We start from the raw sequence: 25,941 nt of genomic DNA, 5'->3' as shown, positions 1-25,941 counted from the left end.
TCAGCTTCCACCGAAGGCCGGACGCAGTTCGCGCCGCCTCGTGCCCGCAACATGATTGCCAATTTCCTCGAGTGACCATGTGGAGCCGGGTCGGCTACCTGAACTTTCGGATAGATTCGAGCTGCAATCGAAGATCATTCTGAGTCACTCAACACACCGTTCACTGGCGCGAAGGCGAGTCGACGCCGAGGTGCAGCCGCAGTTCCGGCCGACCTTCCGAGCGCCGCCGACCGTTGATCGCTTCCACCATTTCGGCAGTTTTTTGGACGAGTTCTTCGATAATCTCCGGAATATTGTACAAGTCGTTTTCGGGCGTCCACTCATCGCGTGCCGCCTGCAGTAGCGAGCTGAGGATTACCGTGAGCACCTGGGATACTTGCCGCTCGCTGAACACCGTGAGCGGAATGTAGCCGTACCTGCCCTCAGCGAATTTCCGGAGGCTAGCCTTCAGTTCACTGTCAGTGACACGCTCGCTGATCTCGTTGAGAACCCATACCGCGACACCGGAGGAGGCATTCCAGATCACGTCGTGCTGCGTCTCGTCTTCGCGCCCGCTACCAATGATGAGGTCGTAAGACAATGTTTTCACTCCAGGATGAACACACGAGGTTGGAAGGGCCCAATATACTCCCGCACCTTCGTTGCCTGTTCCGCCTTCAACCGGTCCAGCCAGACGGGAACTCGGAATTTCGGTGTGAGCCGCGTACGCGGCACCGCGCTGACTTGCGGAAGCGTGACTTCTGCAGGTCAGAGTGGATCGCTCAGGACAATTGAGTCACGTTTCGGCTCGTTGCGAGCACAGGGCTGCTCCCCACATTGCTCCCGGGCTGTCGCATCCCCCGCCCTGGCTGAACCAGTCGTTACGGACAGGCCTTAGCTCCGCGTGCCGTGAACGTTCGCTTCCGCCGACGAGCGGAGGCGGGATCCTCCGCATCAGGGACGGCGCGGCGCCCACCGACGCCGACGAGACGCAGTTCCACGCGTGGATGGACGACCTCGGCAGCTCCGGGGACCTGACCCACAGCCACCTGCCTCGCCGCCTGCCCCGCACCGGTGAAGCGGCGGACGCTCACCGGGTGGCGCTCACCCGCACCGGGAACGAAACCGAACGCGCCTGCCTCCGGCGGCACCCGAGCTCAGCCGGACAGGCGCGTCCGGAACTCCTCGCTCGTCAGGACGTCCGCTGTGGACTGCGCGAGCACCACGAGGGTGGCGGTGTGGACCTCGGCGGCCTTCATCGCGCCGTGGCCGAGGTCCGGGTGGTCGTAGGTCGCGCACAGGTCGGACAGCACGGCGGGCCGGAAGTCGCGGAACATCGCGTCGCGGATGGTGGCGTGGACGCAGTCCTCCGTGGTGACGCCGGTGGCCACCACGGTGTCGATCCCGCGCCCGCGGAGAATCATCTCCAGATCGGTGCCGAAGAACGCGCTGTAGCGGTGCTTGCGGACCACCGGCTCGTCCGGCCGCCGGTCCACCTCCGCGTACAGCTCGGCGCCGGGCGTGCCATCGATCAACGCCACCCGCTCGGCGATGGGCGGGTAGAGGTCGGCGAAACGGCCCATGTCCGAACCGTCGGCGCGGTGCACGTGCGCGGTGAACACCACGAACACCCCCACCCGCCGGCACAGCTCCAGCGTCTCGTTGAGCCGCGGCACCATGGCCCGCCCGTCCGGCGACTCCAGCGGCGCGCCGGGCGCGAGGAAATCGTGCTGCATGTCGACCACGATCAGCGCGGTGCGCCCGGGCTCGATCGGGTCCAGCCGGTAACCCATCCCGGATGGGTAGCACGCGGACGCTACAACCGTCAACGATCCGTCATACGCCACCAGACCCGCACCAGCCGGGTCCACACCCCGCGGTTCCGCGGCCGCACCGGGCGCCACGCGATCCGGACCGACATCCCACCCCTTCCCCAGCAGCACGTCCAGCGGCGCGTGCAAGCGGTCGGTGACCAGGCATCCGGCCTCCGCACCACCCACCCCAGCCTCGGCCAGCACGGCGAGCGCCTGCGGTTCCGGCAGCAGCGTGAACCAGCGGCGCGCCAGGGCCTCCCGTGCCGCCTCGGTCGGCTGCCCGTAGAGGCGGAACCGGCCGAGACCGCCGTCCGGGTGGATGGCGATCCGCACCCGCGTCACCGGGCGCTGCGCGCCGAGCCGGAAGCATGGCCGGACACGACGCAGTCCACCACGCCCTCGGCCAGCCCCGGCCAGAGCCGGTCCCGGTTCGCCGCGTCCCGGATCGGCGGGCAGCACTTGAACTCGGTCGCCCCGGCCGGGATCGCCTCGGCCGCCAGCGTCAGGTAGTGCGGGCAGGTCTCGGCGGTGATCGGCGTGCCGGCGCGACGAGCGGCGGCACGCCGGTCCAGGGCCGCCGCCGAGGACAGGTGCAGCACGTGCACCCGGGCGCGGTGCACGTGGCTCGCTGGATCAGCCCGTGCACCGCACCGCACGTGCTGCAAACCATGGACGACGTGCCACCCGCCTTCGTCGACGCCCTCAACGCGACGGCCGACCGACACCTCATCGACGTACACATCCTCCTCGTCAACAACGGCAACCTCCTGCTCACCCGCCGCCGCGACACGAACCCCACCTTCAACGGCCGCTAGCACCAGCCCTCCGGCAAACTCGACGCTGGCGAATCCGTCCTCCACGCGGCAGTACGAGAAGCCCAAGAGGAAGTCGGCGTCCTCATCGACCCCTCCGACCTCCAGCACGTCCACACCCTCGACGTCAACGAATCCGGCGTCGAGCCCCGCCTCGGGCTGTTCTTCCTCGCCACCCGCTGGGCCGGAACGCCAGCCAACCGCGAACCCGACAAATGCTCCGCCATCGACTGGTTCCCCTCGACAACCTCCCCCTGGGCCTGATCGACTATCCCGCCGCTGGCATCCACGCCTGCCTCGCTGGACAGCCTTCGCCGTCTGCGGCCGGCCCATCACAACTCCCGCAAGCATCCTCGGCTGAGGTCGTCAGGAGCGGTTCCGGGCACGGCGACTTCGATAGCGATTTAGTACGGGGACTGAGTCGACGGCATCACCGTCACCACGAAGGTCGACGTCGGCATAGGCAGCACCACCGCCCTCTCGACGCCGCCAGCACTCTCCATTCCCGGAGCCAGCTACCCGTTGCGGACGGATCACGGCGCAGGATCCACTGCTGACAGATCGACCCCTCGAGCTGGGTGCCGACTGAGTTCGCCAGCCACATCTAGCGGTCGTGCCACGCAGCGTGCCTGCGGAGGCGCGAGGACCAGCTCCGGACACCGTGTCGAGCGCGTTCACCTGGTCCCAGCGCCCGGCGAGCATTGCGCCCGGTTGAGCGGCACGCCGTCGTGCGAGCTGCCACCCCGTTCGGAGTTCTAGGATCGCCCCAAACGCTGCGATGACGGCGCGCTCGGCACGGTGGCCTCCCCTAACGACACTTCCTCCCTGCGAGACAAGCCCGCGACTGAGCCGCCCCGGGCGGTCCTTGGGTCAAATGAAACTCTCAACGTTCATGTGCATCGCGAGCCTCCGGCGGTTGCTCCAGATTCTGCTCGCGCTTCCGCTGCTCCGACTTGAGCCGATGGACCTCCTCGACGAACTCCCGGAGCGCGATTTCTTCCGTGTCGCAGTACTTGTAGCGACCGACGCCTACCTCGAATGCCTCCCACTCATGTTCGATCGAGTCGGCCGTCTGCTGGAGGTAGAAGGAGCGCTCCTTGTACTTGTAGTAGCCCATGAAGCCGCTGGCGATGCCGACCGCGAGCGAGACGCCGAGCACAGCCCAGCGCACGCCCTGCTCACCGGAAGCGACACCGGACGCGGCCGTCGCCGCAAGTGACCCGACAATGAGGATTCCCTGAAACGCGTTGTTGATCCGCCGATAACGGTTGCTGTCCGCCCGAAGCTTCTCGATCTCCTTGAATGCGTCGTCCTTATAGATGATCCTTCTGGTTTTCTGGGGGAACGTTCCGTCGGCGATCTTGAGCTTGCGCGTGTCGCGCAGCTTGGCGATCTCCAGTTCCGATTCCTCGGCGCTTCGACGCATCTTAGAGTCCCCTACAGGTAGGCCGCCTGGATTCTTCAGCAGGTGATAGGCCGCGCAGCAGCACCCGAGGCTGACGGGAATCCCGGGGATCAGAATGGCGCTCAGCAGAGATGAGCTCAAGGGGAGCCAGTACATGACGTAGAAGACGAGCAGGAGTGCGGGCCCGAAGACGCAGGACAGCACGGCCCGCCGGCGACGCCGCCGCGCATAGCGGACCTCGAACTCGAACTGACGGATCTGACTGTCGATCTCGAGCAACTGCACGTTCGCCGCTCGTGCCCGTTCTTGAGCCTCGACGAACTCCTCGGGAGTCATCTCCCTCGGCTCACCGTCGTCCTGCGAGGACCTCTTCCTCATCTGTCCAGGCACAACAGAACACCCTTACTGTCGCAGCGGCACGTATTCAAAGGGGCATTCGTGCTCAGGGCGGCGTCAGCAGCAACACTGTCCCCGCGACCGGGAACAAGACACCCGCACTCCCGATCGTCAATCCACTGCAGAAATCGACGATTCGGACAGCCACGCCAGGCGCGCTCGCCGAGAGGTCCACGAGAACGACACGCCCAGCGCGGTAGTACTGGGTGATCTGACGACTGTCCTCAGCGAATACGACCGGGGCGACACGGATCGCTTGCTGCAAATGAACTACCGAGTCAGGCGGTTGCACCGCGACCGCCGAGGCCGACTCCTCCGCCTCCGCAGCAGCCTGCGACACCGTCGCCGACAATTCGCCTCCGTCACGTGACCGAGACGAACTTGGAAAAATTGGCCGCATTCGGCGACTTTCCCCTTGCCGCCACCGAAGCAGGACCACCGCGGCAATGACGGCCACGAGCAGAAAGAGAAGTGGCCAGGCCACAGTTTGGACGAACGGAAGCGTCCCCTCCCCAGAGCTCATTGGCGAGATGATAGCGTCGACCTTCGCTCTTCCAACCCCTGCTGACGCAACTCTGCCCGGAGCACGACAAGATCATCCATTCGGCCGCAATCGCCGGTTACTCAAGTTGACTCCCCCTCGCCGTTACGCGCCCGTACGAGTGAATTGAGTCGCGACGACAACCTTTCTTATCCCGTTCGGGTTTGCGACCACGTATGCAAGTTCGATGTCGGGCCGACAGATCTGGGGCCATCGCGGCTCAGTCCCCGGATACAACGGCCGCGAGGGGCCTCGCGCTGCAGCAGCAGTCCTCACAGGCGTCAAGCCACGGGACCCTTTTAGCGCCGCGCTGGCGGCGGGTCGTCGTGGCACCCGTTTGGCATCGCGAGCAGTTGGCGTGGTTCACGTTGGAGTACAGCCGGAGGTCGGAGCCGAGGGTTAAAGTCCACGGACTCGATCGCGTCGACGGTGCGGGCCGAGGGACTCGCGAACAGCGGGAACGCCTGCCCGCAGGTCTTCCGGTCGCCACCGCTGAGGACACGGGTGCCGGAAAGTGGACCAGGGCAGGTGTCGTCCCCGGGCCAGACCGGCTCCCGGCGACCGCGGCTAACCTGCGAACTCCTCCTCCAGATTCCGCCGGTAGGTTGCGACAACACCGGAAGGCGACTGCCCCGAGCTATCCGGCGAGACGTCTGGCGGTGTCCCTTCCGCCAGACGCTTCCGGCGCTCCATCACCATCGGCGCGATCCGGCAACGCCACGCGCGTCAGCAGCGCCGAAGCCGGTGTGCGTCTGGGTGGAGCCGCCCTCGGGGGCACATTCCCCGTACTCGTTTTCGGGGCTCGTCGGTGGTCGAGACAATCGCTCATCATGGAGAAGCGTCACCCCGGGAGCGACCTGGCTCCAGGCGGGGATTGACGCAGAGGGGCGGGGCTGATGACCATGATGCTGGCCGACGCCGCCGACGAGCGCCTCATCCCGGTCAACCCGATCCAGCCGTCGGCGGCACGGCCGCCGACGGCATCAGCTCCGGACCGAGCAGTTGTGGGCAACGCCGGAGCAGGTCGTCGCGATCGCGGCGCAGGCCAGCGCGTTGGTCGGCCTGTGGGCCGGACTGCTCATCATCACCGCGGCCTGGACCGGCGCCCGCTGGGGCGAGCTGATCGGCCTCCACCGCCCCAACACCCATCTCGACGACGGGTGAGATCGTCATCGATCCCCACCTCGGCGCGCTGCACGAAGTCAACGGGCAGCTCGAACTCGGCCCGCCCAAGACGGCGTGTTCCGCGCGCACCATCTCCCTGCCGCCGTTCCTCATTCCGCCGCCGCGGGCCTATCTCGACAGTCATGACCATCCGCATGTGTTCGTCAGTGCCGAGCACCAGCTGTTGCGGCGGTCGAACTTTTCCCGCCGCGCGATGCGGCCCGCGGCCGACGGGAATCTTCAGCGGGTGCGACCCGAGGTGCGGGTGCAGCCAATCCTGCCTGGACTGCGCTTCCACGATCTCCGGCACAGTGACAAGACCTGGATGATCGCCGACGGCATTCCCGAAGTCGCCCAGTCGCGGCGGCTGGGGCACCGGATCTCCGACGAGATCCGTGACGTCTATTCCCACCTCGCCGCTGAAGTCGAGACCCGCCTGCTGGACAGCCTGGAACGCCGCTGGCACGACGCCGTCGCGAGCGTGCATCAGCAGCATGGACCATCGACGAGGCTGAGCGAACGTGAGGTAAACACGAAGAAAGCCCGCCGACCTGGGCTTCCACCCAGAGCCAGCGGGCTCCCACAGACCGTCGGGCTGACAGGATTTGAACCTGCGACCCCTTGACCCCCAGTCAAGTGCGCTACCAAACTGCGCCACAGCCCGGCCGTCCCCACCGCAGCGGCGGCGACGGGGACTAGCTTATTACGGACGGCACTCGCCCCGGTAGCGGGGTCCCTCATCCGCTCCACCTGGGGAAACGGCGGGACCGCGTTCGAAGCGTCCGATCAGAGCCGCGCGGTCAGGCGGGCCCGCAGCGCGGGTTCGTCCGCCAGCCCCTCGGCCAGGGCACTCCTCCCGAGCCCGTGGAACAGTTCTCGCGGGGCGGCGCTCCAGTCGAGGCCGCCGAAGGGCGGCTCCGGGTCGTACTCGATGGCGAACTGCAGTACGCGCGCGGCGTCCTCGCCGGCGAACCGCGCCGCCAGGTGAAGGGCCATGTCGATGCCGGCGGCGACCCCCGCCGCGGTCAGCACCGCCCCGTCGGCCACCCAGCGGCGCCGGACGGGCAGGGCGCCGAATTCGCGCAGTGTCTCCAGGAACGACCAGTGTGTGGTCGCTTCGCGGTCCTTCAGCAGGCCGGCCGCGCCGAGGATCAGGGAACCGGTGCACACCGACGCGGTCACCTCCGCCGTCGCAGCCGCGGAGCGCACGTAGTCCACCAGCCGCTGATCGGCCAGGGCGCGCATGGTGCCGGCCAGCCCGCCGGGCACCACCAGGGCGTACGGGGCGGGCACCTCGTCGAAGGTGCGGTCGGCCGTCAGGCGGACGGGGTGTCGCTCGGGACGGGGTTCAGGGACGCGGCGACGACCGCCGTCTCGAAGGACGGGTCGGCGATCGGCAGCGCGGACAACACCTGGAGCGGACCGACGAGATCCAGCGGCGTCAGCCCCGGGTACAGCACGAAAGCAATCGTCTTCATGCCGGTCACGATGCCGCCCGCGACCGTGCTGTGGCGGACGGATGTCCGGAAGCCTGGGATCGTCGTCGCACGGACGGCTACCCTTGCGCTGTGCGCCGCATGGTGATCGTCGGATACGCGGAGTCCGCACTGCTCGACATCGCCTGCCCCCACGACGTCCTCGACGCCGCCAACCACCACGGCGCCACGCCGCCCTACGACATCCGCGTGGTCAGCCTCGACGGCCGCCCCATCCGCTGCCAAGCCGGCATCCAGCTCGCCGCCCAGGGCCGGCTCGACCAGCTCCGCGGCCCCGTCGACACCCTGATCATCGCGGGCGGGTTCGGGCACGAGCGGGCCGCGGCGGACGTCAACCTCATCAGGCACGTCCGCCGGGTGGCTGCCCGGGCGAGGCGGGTCGCGTCGGTCTGCACGGGGGCCAGCGTGCTCGCGGCGGCGGGCCTGCTCACCGGCCGCACGGCGACCACCCACTGGAGGTGGGCGGGCAAGCTGGCGACCGACTACCCCGCGGTCACCGTCGACCCGGCACCGCTGTTCGTCCAGGACGGCAACGTCCACACGGCCGCCGGGGTCACCAGCGGGCTGGACCTCACGTTGTCGTTCGTCGAGGCCGACCACGGCCCCACGATGGCCCGCGAGGTGGCCCGCTCACTGGTCACCTACCTGCAGCGGCCGGGCAACCAGGCACAGGTCAGCATGTTCCTCGCCGCTCCCCCGCCCGGGCACCGCCAGGTGGCCGACCTCGTTGCCCAGATCACCGGACATCCGGACGGCGACTTGTCGACCGGCGCGCTGGCGGCGCGGGCGGGTTTGAGCACACGGCAGCTGACGAGGCTGTTCCAGCAGCACCTGGGCACCCCACCGGGGCGGTTCGTCCGGCGCGCCCGCACCGAAGCCGCGTCGCAGCTGCTCGCCACCACGGACCTGCCGCTCACCGCCGTCGCGCGGCGCTGCGGCTTCAGCTCGGCCGAGACGTTGCGACAGGCATTCGTGGAGCTGTGCGGGACACCTCCGTCGGCTTACCGGCGGGTACACCGCAGGGCGGCGTGAGCAGCGGTTATTGAATCGCTACAGTGTATCGCGATGCGCAAATACCTGTGGCTGCTGCCGGTGCCGTGTGCGGTCTGGCTGTTCTTCGCGACGCTGGGCATGATGCACGCTCTGCCCGCGCGTCCCCAGCTCGACCTGGAAGTCTACCGCTTCGGCGTGCAGGCCTGGTGGGACGGCAAGGACATGTACGGCCCGCTGCCGGCGGTGGCGAACGGCGCGCATCTGCCGTTCGTGTACCCGCCGTTCGCCGCGCTGCTGTTGTCGCCGCTGGCGATGCTGCCGTGGAACGCCGCGGTGACGACGCTGTACATCCTCAACTGGCTCTGCGTGTTCGGCACCGTCTACCTGGTGGTCCGCGCGGTGCGGCCGTCGCTGGGCCGGGACGGCGGGGTCGCGGTGGCCTCGGTCGTGCTGCCGCTGACGGTTTTCCTCGAACCGGTGCGCGATACGTTCGGCTTCGGGCAGGTCAGCATCATCATGATGGCCCTGGTGGCGGTCGACTGCCTCGCCGGGCGCACGGTCTGGCCGCGCGGGTTCGGCATCGGCCTGGCGGCGGCGCTGAAGCTGACCCCCGCGGCGTTCGTGTTGTTCTTCCTGATCCGCCGCGACTACCGGTCGGCGATCGTTTCGGCGATCACGTTCGGCGTGGCGACCGCGATCGGCTTCGCCGCCGACTTCGGCGGCTCGATCACCTACTGGTTCCGGGGTGGTCTGAGCGGCGGCGGGGTCAGCGGCACCGCGTTCAGTACCAACCAGGCCATCGAGGCGGTGATCGTCCGCACCGGGCTGTCCGGGGTGGCGGAGAAGGCCGTGTGGATCGTGCTGGTGCTCGCGCTGCTGGCCGTGGTGGCGAGCGCGATGCGGCGGGCCGAGCCGGTGCTCGCGCTGCTGGCCAACGCTGGTCTGGCGCTGCTCGTGTCCCCCACCTCGTGGTCGCACTACTACGTGTGGGTGGTGCCGGCGCTGGTGGTGATGCTGGCCTTCGCCGCCCGCCGCGCCGCGGAACGGTCGTGGCTCGCGGCCGCCTGGGTCGCGTGGGGCGTGCTGACGACGGTGCTCTTCATCCTGGCGCCGTTCCACCACCTGCCGCAGACCGACTTTCCCGTGGTGCACCGCGACTGGAGCCTCCTCGAGCAGCTTTCCGCCGCCACCTACGTGCTGCTGGGCGTCGCGCTGCTGCTCGCCTTCGCGATCCTCCGGCGGAAGCGGCCGCAGCCCCTGGACGAGCCGGTCACCCCCGCGCGGCGCCCCGCCGGCGCTGCCAGTCCGTGACCGCCGCGCAGCCCGCGTCGACTTCCGCCCGCAGCAGCGCCTCCTGCTGGGCCGCGACCTCGTCCCCGAGCAGTTTCGCAACCCGGTCGAGCCCGGTGAGCGCCTCCCACGGCGTGCCGGGCAGCGCACCGAGCACGGCATCGGGCGGCGGCGCCGGAAGCCGCTCCTCGATGCCCGCCCGGCCCGCGGCCAGCAGCGCCGCGAGCACCAGGTGGGGTTGCGCGTCGGCACCGGCGAAGCGGAACTCCAGCCGCAGCGACCCGTCCCGTCCCGCGACCCGCACCGCGGCGGTCCGGTCGTCCACGCCCCAGCGCAGCTCGCGGGGCGAGAACGGCGCGGTCCGCAATCGCACGTAGCTGTTCCACGTCGGCGCCCAGATCGGTGTGAGCGCCGCCGCGTCCCGCAGCACCCCGGCGAGGAACGACGCCATCACCGGGGGCAACCCGGTGCCGCTCCCGGCGGCGGGTTCACCGGCGACCGTGGCCAGCGACAGGTGCACGTGGCACGAGCTGCCCTGTCCCGGCTCCGGGGCGGCCAGATAGCTCGCCGTCACCCCGTGCTCGGCGGCCACCGACCGCACCACGAGCTGCTGCAGCAGGGCGTCGTCGCACGCGGCGAGCGCGTCCCGGTGCCGCAGCACGATCTCGTACTGCCCGGGGTGGCATTCCGCGCGGGCGGACTCCACCCCGAGCCCGGAGCGGTCCAGCGCCACGCGGAGGTCGCGCAGCAGCGGTCGCATCCGCTCGGTCCCGCCGACCGCGTAGTCCACGCCGTGCGGGCTCAGCGGTCCGTCCGCGTCCCGGAACACCACCTCGTGCTCGAGCCCCGCCGAGGGCACGTACCCCAGTGCTTCCAGAGCGGTCAGCTGTTCGGTCAGCGCGTGCCGCGGCGCGGCCCGGACCGGCTGCCCGTCCGGCCATTCGACGTCGCACACGATGCCGCACAACCCGTCCGGCAGCGCGGTGATCGTCGCCGGGTCGGGCCGCATCCGCAGGTCGCCGTAGCCGCCGAGGTACCGCGCCAGGAGGTGGTCCGGCCCCAGCGGCAGCGGTTCGCGGTCCACGTCCCACACGAACACGTAGGTGCAGAGCCCGTAGCCGCCGGCCAGCACCTCCTCGGCCACGAACCGCCCGGACAGCTCGACCGCGGCGAACCGCGCGTGCGGGTCGGGCACCAGCAGCAGCACCCGGGACGAGTCGCCCCGGGCCAGCGCGGCCCGCATGCCGCGGGCGGCGGCGGCGCGTTCGGCGAGCGTGCGCGGCCCGACCGGGCGGGGCGATTTCACCACGCCCCCGCCGGATCCGCGGCGTGCAGCGGGTTGGGCACCCGGCCCCAGCGCACGTCGAACTCGTCGTCCCGGTCGACCTTGTCGAAGCCCTGCCCGGCCAGGTGTTCCCGGTTCAGCGTGACCCGTTCGACGTCCGGCGCGAACAGCAGGCAGCCGTCGAACCGCGCGGCGACGTCCGGGTTGTCCGCGCGGTAGCGGCCCACGACCTCCCGGACCAGCTCCCAGAACCGGGCCCGCGGGAAGCCCAGGTCGTCGAGCAGGATCTCCGCCCAGAACCGCAGCTGCCCGGAGAACACCGAGCTGAACAGCGATTGCGCGAGCAGGTGCGGCGGCCACCGGAGCATCTCGTCGGCGGCCTCCGGCGGGAGCAGCCGGTAGCAGTCGAGGTCCTCGTCGAGCAGGTCGACGCCTTGCGCGAAATCCTTGATCGCCACCCGCAGCGGCCGGCCGCGCTCGTCGGCGATCAGGATCAGGTTCTGGCCGTGCGGGCAGAACCCCACGCCGTAGCGCAGCAGCCACTGGAGCAGCGGGGTGAGCAGCAGGTCGAACACCGTGGCGCACCAGCGTTCTGCGTCCCAGCCGGACCGCTCGATCAGGCCGGTGATGACCGCGGCGCCTGACGGGTCGCGGTAGGGCAGCGCGGCGAACGAGATCGCCTGCTCACCTTCGGCCAGGCGCGACCGCAGCGGTTCGCGCCACAGCGCCCCGAGCGTTTCGTGGAACCGGTAGGGCAGCTCCTCGAGGGTGCCGAACAGCGGGTGCTCGACCGAGACGCTCGCCACCTCCCCGAGCAGTTCGAACCGGTACTCACCGGTGAGCAGCGGGTCCGCCGCGCCGACCTGCTTGAGCCAGCTGGTCACCGCCGGGCCGGCGAGGGTCGCCCCGGCCGCCAGGCCGCGGTAGACCAGGGTGTTGCGCACCGAGACCGCGGTCTTGACGTCGCGGCGGTCGGGGCGGGTCGTGTTCGCGAGGGTGCGCACCGTCTGGTGTGGACGGTAGGCGTCCCGGGACTCGCCCAGCTCGATCATCACCCCGGTGGCGAGCTCACCGGCGTACAGGGTGCCCAGGATTTCGTCCGCCTGCCACGGGTGCACCGGGACCCAGACGTAGTCCGCCGGGTCGGCGCGGCGCGTGAACTCCGCACGCTGGTCGTCGTCCAGCTCACCGGCGAACAGCTGCTCGGCCGACAACCCGGCCACGCTCCGAAAGCGCGCGTGGTCGCGGTGCACCGCGAACCACCGCAGCCGCACGTCGGTCCCGGCCTCCGGCGCGTAGCGGGCGCGGTCGGCCGCGGAGAACCCGACGCGGCCCTTGTTCAGCACCAGCCGCGGATGCCCGGTCAGGTGCCCGTCCGCCAGGTTGTAGTCCATCGTGGACAGTTCCGCGGCGGTCGGTGCGCGGCGCAGCCGGGCGGCCTCGTTGGTGACCGTGGCGGTCAGCTCGGCCAGCACGTCCGCCAGCCGCGCGCCGGACAACCCCAGTTCCTTGCGCGCGTCCACGACCAGTACGCGCGGATCGGTCGCCGGTGCGCCGTCGCGGGTGGCCGAATCCGGTTGCACCGTCCAGGACTGGAACGCTCCCCGGCGCGCCCGGAACTCGTAGGTCACGCCGGGCAGCGCGAGACGCCAGGGCCGGTGCTGCCCGGGCTCCTCACCGCCCACCGGCGAAGGGGCGAACAGGCCCTCGTAGGACAGCTCGCCGAGCATCTTGTGCACGATCAGGGTGCCGGCCGCGCGCCACGCCTGAGCAGGTTCCACGCTCACTCCTCCAGCCCGAACCGGGTGAACGCCGTGCGCGACGGCAGCCGGTAGACGGTGCGGCCGCAGACCGCGTTGACGATCGAGGCGGCCCGCCAGGCGGCCAGGCCGAGGTCCGGCGCGCCCACGCCGTGCGTGTGCCGCTCGGCGTTCTGCACGAAGATCGCGCCACCGATCTCCGGTGCGAGCCGCAACCGGTAGTCGTGCTCGACGACCGGACGGCCGCGGCCGTCGCGGGCGACCGCGTCCGCCAGCGGTCCGAGCAGGCCGTCGAGGGGCCGCTCGCGGTAGCCGGTGGCGGCGACCACCGCGTCGGTCACCCAGGTCGCGGTACTGCCCTGCTGCCGGTGCCGCAGGCCGAGCGCGATCCGCTCGCCGTCCCGCGCCGCGGACACGACCTCCACGCCCGGCGTGAGGGTGACTCCCGGCCACCCGCCGCCGACGGTGCGGCGGTACAGCTCGTCGTGGATGTCGGCGATCGTGGCGTCGTCGATGCCCTTGTACAGCTGCCATTGCGCGGGCAGCAGCCGGTCGCGCTCGGCCTCCGGCAACCGGTGGAAGAACCGCGTGTAGTCGGGCGTGAACTGCTCCAGCCCGAGCTTGGAGTACTCCATCGGCGCGAACGACACCGTGCGCGTCACCCACCGCAGGCCCGCCGGCTGTTTGCGGTGCCGCAGCAGGTCGAGGAACACCTCGGCGCCGGACTGGCCGGAACCGACGACCGTGACCGCGGGCAGCGCGAGCAGCCGTTCGCGTTCGGCGAGGTACTCCGCCGAGTGGATCACCGGGGCGCCGGGGACCGCGGCGAGGTCACGCAGCGGTGCCGGCATCCAGGGTTCGGTGCCGATGCCGAGCACGACGTGGCGTGCCCTGAGCTCACCGGCCGTGGAGCGCAGCCGGAACGTCCCGTCGCGCCACTCGATCGCGTTGATCTCGACGCCGAAGCGGCAGCTGTCCAGCCGCTCGCTGACCCACCGGCAGTAGTCGTCGTATTCGGCACGGGGAACGTGGAACCGCTCGGCGAAGTAGAACGGGAAGAGCCGGTCCCGCTCGCGCAGGTAGTTCAGGAAGGACAGTTCGCTCGTCGGGTCGGCCAGGGAGACCAGGTCGGCGAGGAAGGGCACCTGCAGCGTCACCCCGTCCAGCAGCAGGCCGGGGTGCCAGCGGAACTGCGGGCTGCGCTCGTACAGCGCGACCGTGAGGTCCGCGACCGGTGCGGCGAGCGCGGCCAGCGACAGGTTGGCCGGGCCGATCCCGACCCCGGCCAGATCGACCGGGTTCACCGCAGGACCACGCTTCCGGCCAGCTCCGCCGCGGTCGCGACCACCGACTCCAGCACCGGCCGGTAGTCCTCGGCGCTGGCCCGCGGGTGCAGCAGGGTCAGCTTGAGCCACACGCCGTCGGGCATCGTGGCACGGCCGACGACGGCGGTCCCGGCCTCCAGCAGGGTCCGCCGCACGCGCGTGACCAGCTCGTCGTCCGCGCCGGCGGGCCGGAACAGCACGGTGGACAGCGTCGGCGCGCCCCACAGCCGCAACGCGGGGTGCGCCTCGATCATCGCGGCGACGCCGGCCGCGGTGGTGCAGCAGTGCTCGACCAGCGCGCCCATGCCCTCGATGCCCAGGGCCCGCAGGGTGACGGCCATCCGGAACGCGTCCGGACGGCGGGACGTGCGCAGGGAGCGGCCGAGCAGGTCGGGCAGCCCGGCTTCGGTGTCGTCGTCGGCGTTGAGGTACTCGGCGCGCACCGACAGCGCCGCGAGGTCGGCGGCCTCGCGCACCGCGAGCAGGCCCGCGGAGATGGGCTGCCAGCCGAACTTGTGGGCGTCGAGCGCGACCGAATCGGCCTCCGCCAGGCCGTCCAGCCGGGTCTTCAGTTTCGCGCTGCACAGCGCGAGCCCGCCGTAGGAGGCGTCGACGTGCAGGCGGGCGCCGTGGCGGCGGCACACCTGGGCGAGGGCACGCAGCGGGTCGATCGCGCCGGTGTCCGTGGTGCCCGCGGTAGCGACCACCACCGCGCGGCCATCCAGGTCGCGCAGGGCGTCGGCGAGGGCGCCGGGCCGCATGCGCTCGCCGTCGCAGTCGATCAGGATCGGCGCGGGCAGCCCGAGCAGCCACGCCGCCCGCGACGCGCTGTGGTGGGCGTTGCGCCCGCACACGGGCCGGACGGCCGGGTCCTGCTCGCGGGCGAGCAGCAGCCCGAGCAGGTTCGACTCGGTGCCGCCGGTGGTGACGAGCGCGTCCGGTGCGGCCGCGTCCGGGTAGCAGAGCCGGGCGACGAGCGCCGTCAGTTCGCGTTCGATCTCGCTCGCCACCGGCGCCTGGTCCCACGAGTCCATCGACGGGTTCAGCGCGCTCGCCACGACGTCGGCGGCCACCGCGACGGCGAGGGGCGGGCAGTGCAGGTGCGCCGCGCACGCCGGGTCCGCGGGGTCGACCGAGCCGGCAGCCAGGAGCCGGGACAGCTCGGTAAGCGCTTGCGCCGCGCCGACCCCGGTGGCCCCGGCCAGGGGTCGCGCCCCGGTCAGCGCCGCCAGCCCCGCCGCTACGGCGGCCGGGCCGCCGGCCGGGGCCGCTCCGCCGCGCTCGGCGGTTCCCGCGGCCAGCCCGTCGAGGACCAACGGGATCAGCTCGGCCAGTCGCCGGTGCCCCTCCGGGCCGCCGGCCAGCGCGACGCTTTCCGGCATCGTCTCGCCCACTCACCACTCCTTAGGTATGCCTACGCTAAGCCACCATACGGACACGGTGCGCGCGGGCACACCCCGGGCAGGCACGTTCCTCCTACAGTGCCCGGCCGCGGAGCGCACGTCATGCCGCCAACGGGGTCATCCCCGGGCCGGGGCGAGCGCCTCGACCTGCCGCACCGGGTCCTCGCCGGTGGGCAGCAGCGCGATCACCGGGGTGGTCAGCCCGTTGTCCACATAGGACTGCACTTTTTCCCGGCACTCCGCGGGGCTGCCGTGCACGATCAGATCGTCGACCACCTCGTCCGGGATGACCTCGTTCGCCCGCTTGCGGTCGCCCGCGCGCCACGCCTCGTGCATCGGCGCGAGCACCTCGCCGCGGCCCAGCCACTCGTGGAACGCGGCGTACACCGGCACGGTCAGGTAGCTGCTGATCATCATCCGGCCGAGCCCGCGCGCCGCATCGCGATCGGTGGTGGGACAGACGAAGATCCGGGCCGCGAGTTCGGTGTCCGGCCCGACCTCGGCCCGCACCTGCCGCACGTCCGACGGCGAGAGCCAGTTCGTGATGGCGCCGTCGGCCTCCGTGGCGGCCAGCTTCAGCATCCCCGGCCGCAACGCGGCGAGCATGATCGGCGGCGCCGGTTCCGGTGCCCGTTCCAGCCGGAACCGGCTCACCGAGAAGGTCTCGTACTCCGCCGTCACCTTCTCCCCCGCCAGCGCCGCACGCAGGAACCGCAGGGTGTCGCGGGTGCGGGCGAACGGCTTGGCGAACTCGGTGGCGTTCCAGTTCTGCACGATGACCGGCGAGGACGCGCCGATGCCGAGCACGAACCGGCCGGGCGCGGCCTCGGCCAGCGTCGCCGCGGACATCGCCAGCAGGCCGGGGCCGCGCGTGTACACCGGCACGATCGCCGTGCCCAGCCGCAGCTCCGGCGCCCACTGCGCGGCCAGCAGCAGCGGCGAGAACGCGTCCGTCCCCGCGGTTTCGGCGGACCAGGCGTCGGTGTAGCCGAGCGCGGGCAGCCGCTCGATCAGCTCACGGTGCGCGGCCAGCGGCACCCCGGTCAGCGGAATCGTGATACCCCAGCGCTTCATCGCGCAGCAGCCTCCAGCTCTCGGCGGATCCAGTCGACCTGGACCCGCATCAGGTTCTCCGCGACCTCTTCGGCCTGCGGCGTCATGTGCGTGGCACCGACCAGCGGCAGGAAGACGTGCGGCCGGCCGGCGGCCAGCAGCGCCGCGGACAGCCGCAGCGCGTGCGCGACGAACACGTTGTCGTCGGCGAGACCGTGCACGATCAGCAGCGCGCGGCGCAGGCCCGGTGCGTCCGCGATCAGCGAGTTGCGCTCGTAGCAGTCCGCGTCCTGCTCCGGCAGGCCCAGGTAGCGCTCGGTGTAGTGGGTGTCGTAGAGGGACCAGTCGGTGACCGGGGCGCCCGCGACGGCCGCGTGGAAGACGTCCGGGCGGCGCAGCACGGCCAGCGCGGACAGGTAACCGCCGTAGGACCAGCCGCGGATGGCCACCCGGGACAGGTCGAGCTCGGGGTGCTCGGCGGCGACCGCGTGCAGCGCGTCCACCTGGTCGGCGAGCGTGACCCCGGCCAGGTCCCGCGCGATCTCCTTCTCCCACGCCGGCCCGCGGCCCGGGGTACCGCGACCGTCCGCGACCAGGACCGCGAAGCCCTGGTCGGCCAGCCACTGCGAAGTCAGGAACGCGTTGCGGCTCTGCAGCACCCGCTGGGCGTGCGGTCCGCCGTAGGGGTCGAGCAGAACCGGGAGCTTGCCGTCCGCGGGCCGGTACCCGGTGGGCAGCAGCAGCGCGGCACGCAGCCCGCGCTCGCCCACGGTGAGCCACCGCGGGTCGGGCACCAGGCCGGGATCGGCCGGGTGGGACCGCACCTGCGCGAGCGGACGGCCGTTGCGCAGCACCGTGACCTCCGGGCCGCTGTGGCGCAGGCTCCACGACGAGAGCACGGTGATGTCGGCGGTGCCCGCGCCGACGTGCACACCGTCGCCGTCGGACAGGCGGGTCACGCCGTCCGGCCCGGTGCGGTAGACGTGGATCTGCGTCGGGTCCTCCGCCGAGGCGCTGAACAGCACCTCCGCGCCGACGTGCAGCACCGAGCGGACCTGCAGACCGGGCTCGGTCACCGGGTCGCCGTCGATCACCAGGCGGTAGCTGCCGTCGGCGGCGCTGACGTGCACCAGCCGTCCGTCCGCGGTCCACGCCGGCACGCCCGGGACGATCTCGACCCAGTGCGGGTCGGTCTCGGTGTGCAGCAGCTTCGTCGAGCCGTCCGCCGGGTCCACCGCGTGGATCGCGAGTTCGCGCTGGTCCCGGGGCTGCACCGCGATCAGCGGCGGACCGCCGGCCGACCAGTGCACCGCGACCAGGTACTCCCAGTCGCCGCGCTCGACGTCCACGCGGGTGCCGTCGAGGCCGAAGAAGGACAGCGAGACGTCGACGTTCGTGGTGCCGGCCGCGGGGTAGGCGACGGTGTTCGCGCCGGCCTCGGGGTGCGCGGGGTCGGAGATCGTCCAGCGCGGCACGTTCGCCCGGTCGGTGCGTTCGACGAGCAAGGTGGTGCCGTCCGGCGACCACCAGTAGCCCCGGGCACGGCCGAGCTCCTCGGCGGCGATGAACTCCGCGAGCCCCCAGGCGACATCGTCGCCGTCGTCGCCGTTCTCGCCCGCGATCACGGTGTCCTCGCCCGTGGTGAGGTCGACGACCCGCAGCGCGCGGTCCCGGACGTAGGCGACGTGCGTGCCGGTCGGGTCGGGACGGGGGTCGACGACCGCGCCGCCGACCAGTTCCCGCACCTCGCGCGTGCCCAGGTCGACGGTGTAGAGCTTGCCGGACAGCGAGAACGCGGCCACGCGGAACTCGTCGTCGACGGCGTAGCCGACCACGCCGCCCGCGCTCTCCCGCATCCGCTCGCGGCGCGCGCGCTCCTCGGGGGGCAGCTCCTCCTCCCCGGGCAGCAGCTCGGCGGCATCCACGATCTTGGTCTCGGTGCCCTCGGTCAGGTCCAGTTCCCACAGGCTGTTGCGCCGGTCGGTGCCGGATTCCGACCGCAGGAACAGCAGCCGCCCCCCGTCCGGGGCGACGCGGAACTCGCGCGGGGTGCCCAGGGTGAAGCGCTGGGTGCGGGCTTGCATGCGCAGGAAGGAGTGCTCGTCGGTCACGCCTCGCACTCTGTCAAACCGCGGCCCGTCTTGGCGAGCGCTGGTTGACTTCTTCTGTCAGCGACCACTAACGTTAGCTTTTCCTGACAGAAGGGAGCAGTCATGGGTCAGCAGGTGGCGTTCTTCGAAGTGATCAGCGCGAACGCGGAACGGGCCAGGACGTTCTACGCCGAGCTGTTCGACTGGCAGGTCAGCGCCGATCCCGCGATGGGCGGCTACGCGCTCGTCGACACGGGCGGCGGCATCGGCGGCGGCATCGGGCCGTCGACCGCACCCGGTGACACCGGAGTCAAGATCTACCTGCGGGTCGACGACCTCGACGCGTACCTGGACCGGGCGGAGCAGCTGGGCGGGAAGCGGCTGGTGCCGCCGACCGACCTGCCCGGCGACTTCGGGCGGTTCGCGATCTTCACCGACCCGGACGGCAACCCGGTCGGACTCTGGGCGTAGGAGCGGGCATGACGGAGGACGAGCGGACGGACGAGGCGCTGCGGGCACTCGCGGAGCCGAGACGGCGGGCGATCCTCCGGCTGGTCGCGCACGACGAGCTGGCCGCCGGCGAGATCGCGGAGTCGTTCGACGTGAGCCGCACGGCGGTCAGCCAGCACCTCACCATCCTGAAGAACGCGGGCCTGCTCGACGAGCGCCGCGTCGGCACGCGCCGGCTCTACCGGGCGCGGCCGGACGGGCTCGCCGGCCTGCGGCGCTTCCTCGACGACATGTGGGCCTCATCCCTCGACACGGCCCGGCGGCTGGTCGAAGCTGAGCGGGGGATCGGCGAACACGACACGGCGAGAGGATCGGCATGACCGGGATCCTGAGCCGCCCGCCGGTGCGGCAGGCGACCCTGGTGCGCAGCGACGCCGCGCACACCTTCGACACGTTCGTCCGGACGATCGGCGTGTGGTGGCCGGTCGAGCCCTTTTCGCGCGGCCGCGACCGGGTGCGGGACGTGACCTTCGAACGCCGGCCCGGCGGCCGGGTCTACGAGACGTGGGAGGACGGCACCGAGCACGACTGGGGCGAGGTTCTGGCGTGGGAGCCCCCCGAGCGGTTCACCATGACCTGGCTGGTCACCCCGGCGCCGACCGAGGTGGAGCTGACCTTCCGGGCGCTCGGGCCGGGGTTGACCCGGGTCGCGGTCGAGCACCGCGGCTGGGAGGCCCTGGACGACGACCAGCTCCGCGCCGCCTGCGCCCGCGACGGTGGTTACGCCGGCGGCGCGTTCACCGAGGGCTGGGCGCACATCCTCGGCCGGTTCGCGGCGGAAGCGGCGGGGGCGGCATGAAGTACCTGCTGTTCTACGAGCCCGCCGACAACGTCGTCGAACGCGGCGCCCCGCACATGGCCGGCCACTCCGCGCGGCTCCGTGAGTTCCACGCCCGTGGCGACCTGCTGCTCGTCGGCCCGCTCGAAGATCCGGAGCGCAACGGTGCGCTCAGCGTGTTCCGGACACGGGAGGCCGCGGAGGAGTTCGCCGGCGGGGATCCCTTCGTGCGCCACGGGGTGGTGCGGAACTGGTACGTCCGCGCGTGGGACGAGATCCTGACGCCGTGAGAAGTGGCCACAATTCTCCGATACGTTCGTAGCATGACGGCTCGAGACGACGACCGCGTGGAGTTGCGGGAGCCGCGGCACCACACGAGCCCGGTCATGGCGAAGTTGCTCACTTCCGGCCGCGCGCAGCGCGCCACCCGTCCCGGGTACCGCCCGCGCATGCATGCGGGCGACGGCAGCGACCGGCTCGGCGACGCTCTCCGTGACCTCCGTGAACGCGACGAAGATCGGCGCTGAGCGCGTAACCCGGCGACACGTCCGGCCATCGAACTCCTCAGCGAGGAGCCACTCGACGGCTTCGTCACCTATGACGACCGCCTGGCAGACGCCGCGACTGACGCGGGCCTCCCTGCCCTCGCTCCGGGCGCAACGAACCACCGGTATCGCGGGTAACTGCGCAACGATCAGCTCGTGCCAGCAACGATCAACGGATGATTCCCACCTCCGGCTGCCCTTAACCTGAGTGGCATGACGACCTCCGCGGCCGAGTTCATCGCGCTCGACGAGCGCTGGAGCACGCACAACTACCACCCGCTGCCCGTCGTGATCGCCGAGGCCGAGGGCGCCTGGGTGACCGACGTCGAGGGCCGCCGCTACCTCGACTTCCTGTCCGCCTACTCCGCGCTGAACTTCGGGCACCGCCATCCGGCGCTGATCGCCGCCGCGCAGGAGCAGCTGGGGCGGGTCACGCTGACCTCGCGCGCGTTCCACCACGACCAGCTGGGTTCGTTCTGCCGCGAGCTGGCGGAGCTGACCGGCACCGAGATGGTCCTGCCGATGAATTCCGGTGCGGAGGCGGTGGAGTCTGCGCTGAAGATCGCCCGCAAGTGGGCCTACGAGGTCAAGGGCGTACCGGACGGCCGGGCGGAGATCGTGGTCGCCGGATCGAACTTCCACGGGCGCACCACCACGATCATCTCGTTCTCCACGGACGAGACCGCGCGGGCCGGGTTCGGGCCCTACACGCCGGGGTTCACCGTGGTGAAGTACGGCGACGCGGCGGCGTTGCGGGACGCGATCACCGAGCGCACCGCGGCAGTCCTGCTCGAGCCGATCCAGGGCGAGGCCGGGGTGCTGGTGCCGCCGGAGGGCTACCTGGCGGAGGCGCGGCGGCTGTGCGACGAGGCCGGCGTGCTGCTGATCGCCGACGAGATCCAGTCCGGGCTGGCCCGCACCGGCGCGCTGCTGGCGCTGGAGCACGCCGGCGTGCGGGCCGACCTGTACACGCTGGGCAAGGCGCTGGGCGGCGGCATCGTGCCGCTGTCCGCGGTGGTGGGGCGCCGCGACGTGCTGGGGGTCCTCAAGCCCGGCGAGCACGGGTCCACGTTCGGCGGGAACCCGCTGGCCTGCGCGGTCGGCCGGGCGGTGATCACGTTGTTGTCGACCGGCGAGTTCCAGCAGCGGTCCGCCGAGCTCGGGGCGCGGATGCACGCCCGGCTCGGCGAACTGGTCGGCCACGGCCTGGCCGAGGTGCGCGGACGCGGCCTGTGGGCCGGCATCGACATCACCCCGGGCGGCCTGAGCGGCCGCGAGGCATGCGCGGCGCTCGCGGAGAAGGGCCTGCTGGCCAAGGAAACCCACGGCGCCACCCTCCGCCTGGCCCCGCCGCTGACGATCGCGGAGGCGGACCTCGACCGCGGCCTGGACATCCTCGCCGGCGTCCTGACCCGCTGACCGCACGCACCGGGGCGCGTCACCGCCCGGTGAGCCAGTCCCAGAAACCTCCGGCACCCGCCGTACGTTGTGCAGACTGTGCGGACGGTGCAGACGGCGGGAGGAGGCGGGGATGGAACGGGCCCTGGTGCCGGGCGAGGTGAGCGACCCGGCGGAACTCCACGCGCGCGGACGCGAACTGGCCGCGCGCACCCCGCCGGCGGTGCACGACCACGACGCGAAGGGCGCGCACCGGCCGGGCGTCGTCGAGTTCGTCGACGCGGGCAACGACGGACGCCTCGACGAGTTGATCCCGCTGCGGATCGGGCGCATGATCGTGTCGCCGTTCGCGTTCTTCCGCGGCGCGGCCGGGCTGATGGCCGCCGACCTCGCCGGAACACCGCACAGCGGGCTTTCCGCCCAGATCTGCGGTGACGCGCACGCCGCGAACTTCGGCCTGTACGGCACGCCGGACGGGCGGATCGTGATGGACGTCAACGACTTCGACGAAACCGTGCGCGGCCCGTGGGAGTGGGACCTCAAGCGCCTCGCCGCCAGCCTGGTCCTGGCCGGGCGCGCGGGCGGTGTGTCCGAAAAGGACTGCCAGGACGCGGCCGAGGACTCGGTGAAGTCCTACCGGCGCGTCGTGCGCCGGCTCGGTACCGCACCGTTCCTGCGGTCGTGGACCGCGCTCGGCGACGAGGACGTCTCGTCCGACGTGCGGGCCGAGGACCTCGCCGACGAGTTCGGGGCGGCCGCGGAGAAGGCACGCCGCAACACCAGCGCCCGCGTCGCCGCCAAGTGGACCGAGCGCATCGACGACCACCCGGCCGGCCTGAGCCGGCACCGGTTCGTCAGTGACCTCGTCGACCCGCCCGTGCTGCGGCGCGTCGACGAGGCCACCGCCGGCGCGGTCGCCGACAGCCTGGTGTCCTATGTGCACACCCTCCGCGAATCGCGCCGCAACCTCATAGCCCGATACCGGATCGCCGATGTGGCCTTCCGCGTGGTCGGCACCGGCAGTGTCGGGTTGCGCAGCTACCTGGTGCTGCTGCACGGCAACACCGACGAGGACCTGGTGCTGCAGGTCAAGGAGGCCCGGCCGTCAGCGCTCACGCCGTACCTTCCGGAGCACCGCACCGAGCACGAGGGACAACGCATCGTGCACGGCACGCGTCTGGTGCAGGCCGAGTCCGACATCCTGCTCGGCTGGACGACCATCGCGGGCAGGCCGTTCATCGTGCGGCAGTTCCGCAACCACAAGGGTTCCATCGAGCCCACCGAGCTGAGCGGCACGGATCTCGACGACTACGGCCGCCTCGCCGGTGCGCTGCTCGCCCGCGCGCACATCCGGTCGATCCACCCGCGGCTGCTCGCGGGGTACCTCGACGGCGACGACCGGCTCGACGAGGCGATCGGCCGGTTCGCGGTGCGATACGCCGACCAGACCGAGGCCGACCACGCCGAGCTGGTCCGGGCGGTCGAGCAGGGCCGTCTCCCGGTGGCACGGGGTGACCGGTGAGGTGGGGCGTGGCCGCGGCCTGCGCCGTGGTCACGGTCGCCGTCGGGATTCCGTTCGCCGGGGACACCACCGCCGGCGGCATCGACACGCGGATCACGGCGTGGATCTACGGCGCCGCGGCCGGTCAGCCCGCGCTGCTGCACCTGTTCGTGCTGCCCACCGAACCGGTGGTGCTGCTGCCGCTGCTCGGGATCGTCGTGCTCGCCTGCGCGCTCGGCCGCCGCTGGGACGGCGTGGCGTTGGCGGTCACCGGTGTCGCGGTGCCGATCGCGCTCAACACGTGGGTGCTCAAGCCGCTGTTCGACCGGACGAAGGAAAGCGACCTCGCCTACCCCAGCGGGCACACCGTCAGCCTGGCCGCCACCCTCACCGTGCTCGTGCTGCTCGCCCGCCCCGGTGCGGCCACCGCGATCACCGCCTCGATCGGCGGGTTCGTGCTGGTCGTCGCCGGTGTCGGGCTGGTCGGGCTGGGTTACCACTACCCCACCGATGTGCTGGGCGGCGCGTGCTTCGCCGTCGCCGCGGTGCTCGCGCTCAGCTCACCGACGCGGCGTCTCGCGCGAGTGCCGTCAGACGGCTCACCGCCCGCAGGTACTTCTTCCGGTAGCCCCCCTGCAGCATCTCCTCGGTGAACAGGGCCGCGAGCGACTCGCCGGAGACGACCACCGGGATGGCCCGGTCGTAGAGCCGGTCGGCGAAGGCGACCAGCCGCAGCGCGACGTTCTGGTCCGGCGCCGGCCGCACACCGCGGACGTGCACGACGGACACGCCGTCGACGAGACGGCCGTAGCGGGACGGGTGCAGCGTCGCCAGGTGGGCGCACAGCGCGTCGAAGTCGTCCAGCGTCGCGCCCTCACGGGTCTCCGCCGACGTCAGCAGGGTCTCCTCGTCCACCGGCGGCGGCGCCTCGGGCAGCCCGCGGTGGCGGTAGTCCGGCCCGTCCACCCGCACCACGGAGAACCGCGACGACAGCGACTGGATCTCCCGCAGGAAGTCCTCGGCCGCGAACCGGCCCTCGCCCAGCTTGTCCGGCAGCGTGTTCGAGGTCGCCGCCACGTGCACACCGGCGTCGGTCAGCTCCCGCAGCAGGCGGGTGACCAGCATCGTGTCGCCAGGGTCGTCCAGCTCGAACTCGTCGATCGCGAGCAGCCGGTGCTCCGACAGCCGCCGCACCGCCTCGCCGAACCCGAGCGCGCCGACCAGGTGGGTCAGCTCGACGAACGTGCCGTAGGCCTTGGGCGAGGGCGCGTCGTGCCAGGTGGAGGCGAGCAGGTGGGTCTTGCCCACGCCGAACCCGCCGTCGAGGTAGAGGCCGAGGGTCGCCGGGTCGGGCGCCGATCCCCCGCCGAACAGCGCCCGCAGCTTCGACTTCTTCGGGGCCGCTGCGCCGATGCGCGCCGCGAACGCCGAGCAGTCCCGCACGGCCTGCGCCTGGCTCGGCTCGTCCGGGTTCGGCACGTAGGTGGCGAACCGCACGGCGTCGAAGCGCGGCGGCGGCACCAGTGCGGCGATCAGCTCGTCCGCCCCCAGCTCGGGACGCCGGTCGGTGAGGTGCGCGGGCATCCGCCCAGGGTATCGGGAGCACGGCGGCGAGCCGGTGCCCTCCGGCCGTGATGTGATGGAGATCGTGCGCAGCGTGTGGCCCGACCTCCTCGACGACCTCTCCGACGACGACCTGGAACGGATCTACGGATACCCGGAGGCCCTCGACGGGCCCTGGGTGCAGGCCAACTTCACCTCCTCCGCGGACGGCGCCTCGACACTGGAGGGCCGGTCCGAGGGCCTGTCCGGCCCGGCGGACAAGCGGATCTTCTTCCTCGGCCGCCTGCTGGCCGACGTGGTGCTGGCCGGCGCCGGCACCGTCCGCGCGGAGAACTACCGCGGTGCCCGCACCAGCCCGGAACGCCGGGCACGCCGGGCGCGGCTCGGCCTCGCCGAGGTGCCGCCGATCGCGGTGGTCACCGGCAGCGCCCGTCTCGACCCGGCGGCGCCGCTGTTCACCGATACGACGGTGCCGCCGATCGTGATCACCACCGAGCACGCCCCGGCGGAGCGGCGGGCGGCGCTGGCGGACGCGGGCGCCGACATCCTCCTCGCCGGGGTGGAGACCATCGACCTGCGCAGCGCGCTCGCGCAGCTGGCCGGCCGCGGCCTGAAACGGATCAACTGCGAGGGCGGGCCGCACCTGTTCGGCGAGCTGGTCGCCGAGGACCTGGTCGACCAGCTGTGCCTGACGGTGGCGCCGTTGCTGGCCGGCGGGGGCGCGGACCGCATCGCGATCGGGCGGATGGCGAGCGGGGCCCGCGCGATGGAACTGGCATCGGTGCTGGTCGAGGACGGTTTCGCGATGCTGCGGTACCGCCGCCGCGGCTAGGGTGGGCC

General features: G+C 71.7%; 28 protein-coding genes, 1 tRNA gene and 1 pseudogene. 15 read left to right on the top strand and 15 right to left on the bottom strand.

Annotation, left to right across the window (positions count from 1 at the left end; genetic code table 11):
* Window positions 1-160: 160 nt before the first annotated feature.
* From FHX46_RS10960 to FHX46_RS10950, 3 genes are all read right to left on the bottom strand, one after another.
* Window positions 161-580: a hypothetical protein gene (locus tag FHX46_RS10960; RefSeq protein ID WP_167113002.1), complete on the bottom strand. Its 420-nt coding sequence runs from the start codon at window positions 578-580 to the stop codon at window positions 161-163.
* Between the two features lie 556 nt (window positions 581-1,136).
* Window positions 1,137-2,135: a cysteine hydrolase family protein gene (locus FHX46_RS28460; protein ID WP_313886090.1), complete on the bottom strand. Its 999-nt coding sequence runs from the start codon at window positions 2,133-2,135 to the stop codon at window positions 1,137-1,139.
* The gene (locus tag FHX46_RS10950) at window positions 2,132-2,398 is read right to left on the bottom strand and encodes a hypothetical protein (RefSeq protein WP_313886089.1); all 267 of its coding nucleotides are present in this window, start codon (window positions 2,396-2,398) and stop codon (window positions 2,132-2,134) included. Before FHX46_RS10950 ends, FHX46_RS28460 begins: the two co-directional genes overlap by 4 nt.
* Here FHX46_RS10950 and FHX46_RS29005 point away from each other — a divergent pair.
* Together FHX46_RS29005 and FHX46_RS29000 are read left to right on the top strand one after the other, a co-directional pair.
* Window positions 2,393-2,608 (top strand): hypothetical protein, encoded by a 216-nt coding sequence (locus FHX46_RS29005; protein WP_313886088.1) that lies wholly within the window; start codon window positions 2,393-2,395, stop codon window positions 2,606-2,608. The two genes, FHX46_RS10950 and FHX46_RS29005, sit on opposite strands and share 6 nt — an antisense overlap.
* Window positions 2,609-2,674: 66 nt before the next feature.
* Window positions 2,675-2,869: pseudogene (locus FHX46_RS29000) on the top strand (DNA mismatch repair protein MutT); the annotation flags it as partial.
* Window positions 2,870-3,488: 619 nt separating this feature from the next.
* Here FHX46_RS29000 and FHX46_RS28245 read toward each other — a convergent pair.
* Both FHX46_RS28245 and FHX46_RS29120 read right to left on the bottom strand, forming a co-directional pair.
* Window positions 3,489-4,346, bottom strand: coding sequence for a DUF4231 domain-containing protein (locus FHX46_RS28245; protein WP_208400103.1), 858 nt, complete (start codon window positions 4,344-4,346; stop codon window positions 3,489-3,491).
* A gap of 106 nt (window positions 4,347-4,452) precedes the next feature.
* Window positions 4,453-4,806 (bottom strand): cell division protein SepF, encoded by a 354-nt coding sequence (locus FHX46_RS29120; RefSeq protein WP_390622650.1) that lies wholly within the window; start codon window positions 4,804-4,806, stop codon window positions 4,453-4,455.
* 1,143 nt (window positions 4,807-5,949) lie between these two features.
* Here FHX46_RS29120 and FHX46_RS10930 point away from each other — a divergent pair.
* On the top strand, window positions 5,950-6,111 hold the full coding sequence (locus FHX46_RS10930; RefSeq protein WP_167112997.1) for a hypothetical protein: 162 nt from the start codon (window positions 5,950-5,952) through the stop codon (window positions 6,109-6,111).
* A gap of 157 nt (window positions 6,112-6,268) precedes the next feature.
* Entirely contained in the window at window positions 6,269-6,736 is a 468-nt protein-coding gene (locus FHX46_RS10925; RefSeq protein WP_167112995.1) for a hypothetical protein, read from the top strand.
* Here FHX46_RS10925 and FHX46_RS10920 read toward each other — a convergent pair.
* The 3 genes from FHX46_RS10920 to FHX46_RS28995 all read right to left on the bottom strand — a co-directional run bounded on the left by FHX46_RS10920 (window position 6,702) and on the right by FHX46_RS28995 (window position 7,589).
* A tRNA-Pro gene (locus FHX46_RS10920) sits at window positions 6,702-6,775 on the bottom strand. The two genes, FHX46_RS10925 and FHX46_RS10920, sit on opposite strands and share 35 nt — an antisense overlap.
* Before the next feature lie 122 nt (window positions 6,776-6,897).
* On the bottom strand, window positions 6,898-7,404 hold the full coding sequence (locus tag FHX46_RS10915; protein ID WP_313886087.1) for a DJ-1/PfpI family protein: 507 nt from the start codon (window positions 7,402-7,404) through the stop codon (window positions 6,898-6,900).
* Between the two features lie 23 nt (window positions 7,405-7,427).
* Entirely contained in the window at window positions 7,428-7,589 is a 162-nt protein-coding gene (locus tag FHX46_RS28995; protein WP_313886086.1) for a hypothetical protein, read from the bottom strand.
* 99 nt (window positions 7,590-7,688) lie between these two features.
* Here FHX46_RS28995 and FHX46_RS10910 point away from each other — a divergent pair, with 99 nt between their 5' ends.
* Together FHX46_RS10910 and FHX46_RS10905 are read left to right on the top strand one after the other, a co-directional pair.
* The gene (locus tag FHX46_RS10910; RefSeq protein ID WP_167121377.1) at window positions 7,689-8,639 is read left to right on the top strand and encodes a GlxA family transcriptional regulator; all 951 of its coding nucleotides are present in this window, start codon (window positions 7,689-7,691) and stop codon (window positions 8,637-8,639) included.
* Between the two features lie 33 nt (window positions 8,640-8,672).
* On the top strand, window positions 8,673-9,911 hold the full coding sequence (locus tag FHX46_RS10905; protein ID WP_167112994.1) for a glycosyltransferase family 87 protein: 1,239 nt from the start codon (window positions 8,673-8,675) through the stop codon (window positions 9,909-9,911).
* On the opposite strand, the gene FHX46_RS10900 is transcribed toward FHX46_RS10905, so the two are convergent.
* The 6 genes from FHX46_RS10900 to FHX46_RS10875 form a co-directional block, all read right to left on the bottom strand.
* Entirely contained in the window at window positions 9,871-11,199 is a 1,329-nt protein-coding gene (locus FHX46_RS10900; protein ID WP_390622607.1) for a glutamine synthetase, read from the bottom strand. The two genes, FHX46_RS10905 and FHX46_RS10900, sit on opposite strands and share 41 nt — an antisense overlap.
* Window positions 11,193-12,905, bottom strand: coding sequence for an IucA/IucC family protein (locus tag FHX46_RS10895; RefSeq protein ID WP_208401098.1), 1,713 nt, complete (start codon window positions 12,903-12,905; stop codon window positions 11,193-11,195). Before FHX46_RS10895 ends, FHX46_RS10900 begins: the two co-directional genes overlap by 7 nt.
* 53 nt (window positions 12,906-12,958) lie before the next feature.
* Complete coding sequence (locus FHX46_RS10890) at window positions 12,959-14,239, bottom strand: lysine N(6)-hydroxylase/L-ornithine N(5)-oxygenase family protein (RefSeq protein ID WP_167112990.1); 1,281 nt, start codon at window positions 14,237-14,239, stop codon at window positions 12,959-12,961.
* A complete protein-coding gene (locus tag FHX46_RS10885; protein ID WP_167121373.1) occupies window positions 14,236-15,642 on the bottom strand; it encodes a pyridoxal phosphate-dependent decarboxylase family protein in 1,407 nt (468 codons plus the stop codon). The genes FHX46_RS10890 and FHX46_RS10885 overlap by 4 nt, the downstream gene beginning before the upstream one ends.
* Window positions 15,643-15,780: 138 nt before the next feature.
* The gene (locus tag FHX46_RS10880; protein ID WP_167112988.1) at window positions 15,781-16,737 is read right to left on the bottom strand and encodes an LLM class F420-dependent oxidoreductase; all 957 of its coding nucleotides are present in this window, start codon (window positions 16,735-16,737) and stop codon (window positions 15,781-15,783) included.
* Window positions 16,734-18,827, bottom strand: a complete 2,094-nt coding sequence (locus tag FHX46_RS10875) for a S9 family peptidase (RefSeq protein ID WP_167112986.1) — start codon at window positions 18,825-18,827, stop codon at window positions 16,734-16,736. The genes FHX46_RS10880 and FHX46_RS10875 overlap by 4 nt, the downstream gene beginning before the upstream one ends.
* 102 nt (window positions 18,828-18,929) lie before the next feature.
* Here FHX46_RS10875 and FHX46_RS10870 point away from each other — a divergent pair, with 102 nt between their 5' ends.
* The 8 genes from FHX46_RS10870 (at window position 18,930) to FHX46_RS28990 (ending at window position 24,191) form a co-directional block, all read left to right on the top strand.
* A complete protein-coding gene (locus FHX46_RS10870) occupies window positions 18,930-19,277 on the top strand; it encodes a VOC family protein (protein WP_167112984.1) in 348 nt (115 codons plus the stop codon).
* An 8-nt stretch (window positions 19,278-19,285) separates the two neighbouring features.
* Window positions 19,286-19,636 (top strand): ArsR/SmtB family transcription factor, encoded by a 351-nt coding sequence (locus FHX46_RS10865; protein WP_167112982.1) that lies wholly within the window; start codon window positions 19,286-19,288, stop codon window positions 19,634-19,636.
* The gene (locus FHX46_RS10860) at window positions 19,633-20,115 is read left to right on the top strand and encodes an SRPBCC domain-containing protein (RefSeq protein WP_167112980.1); all 483 of its coding nucleotides are present in this window, start codon (window positions 19,633-19,635) and stop codon (window positions 20,113-20,115) included. Before FHX46_RS10865 ends, FHX46_RS10860 begins: the two co-directional genes overlap by 4 nt.
* On the top strand, window positions 20,112-20,384 hold the full coding sequence (locus FHX46_RS10855; protein WP_167112978.1) for a YciI family protein: 273 nt from the start codon (window positions 20,112-20,114) through the stop codon (window positions 20,382-20,384). The genes FHX46_RS10860 and FHX46_RS10855 overlap by 4 nt, the downstream gene beginning before the upstream one ends.
* A 33-nt stretch (window positions 20,385-20,417) precedes the next feature.
* Window positions 20,418-20,621, top strand: coding sequence for a hypothetical protein (locus tag FHX46_RS10850; RefSeq protein ID WP_167112976.1), 204 nt, complete (start codon window positions 20,418-20,420; stop codon window positions 20,619-20,621).
* A 231-nt stretch (window positions 20,622-20,852) separates the two neighbouring features.
* On the top strand, window positions 20,853-22,058 hold the full coding sequence (rocD, locus tag FHX46_RS10845) for an ornithine--oxo-acid transaminase (RefSeq protein WP_167112974.1): 1,206 nt from the start codon (window positions 20,853-20,855) through the stop codon (window positions 22,056-22,058).
* 112 nt (window positions 22,059-22,170) lie between these two features.
* The gene (locus FHX46_RS10840; RefSeq protein ID WP_167112953.1) at window positions 22,171-23,559 is read left to right on the top strand and encodes a DUF2252 domain-containing protein; all 1,389 of its coding nucleotides are present in this window, start codon (window positions 22,171-22,173) and stop codon (window positions 23,557-23,559) included.
* On the top strand, window positions 23,556-24,191 hold the full coding sequence (locus FHX46_RS28990) for a phosphatase PAP2 family protein (protein WP_313886085.1): 636 nt from the start codon (window positions 23,556-23,558) through the stop codon (window positions 24,189-24,191). The genes FHX46_RS10840 and FHX46_RS28990 overlap by 4 nt, the downstream gene beginning before the upstream one ends.
* Here the strand turns inward: FHX46_RS28990 and zapE are convergent.
* Entirely contained in the window at window positions 24,094-25,122 is a 1,029-nt protein-coding gene (gene zapE, locus FHX46_RS10830) for a cell division protein ZapE (RefSeq protein ID WP_167112951.1), read from the bottom strand. The genes FHX46_RS28990 and zapE overlap by 98 nt on opposite strands.
* 55 nt (window positions 25,123-25,177) lie before the next feature.
* Between zapE and FHX46_RS10825 the strand changes: the two genes are divergently transcribed.
* Window positions 25,178-25,933: a pyrimidine reductase family protein gene (locus tag FHX46_RS10825; RefSeq protein WP_208400102.1), complete on the top strand. Its 756-nt coding sequence runs from the start codon at window positions 25,178-25,180 to the stop codon at window positions 25,931-25,933.
* Window positions 25,934-25,941: the final 8 nt, after the last annotated feature.

It is taken from the genome of Amycolatopsis viridis (assembly GCF_011758765.1).
Classification (GTDB): Bacteria; Actinomycetota; Actinomycetes; order Mycobacteriales; family Pseudonocardiaceae; genus Amycolatopsis_E; species Amycolatopsis_E viridis.
Note: the sequence above shows the minus strand (reverse complement) of the source record. Positions and strands in the feature narration are given on the sequence as shown.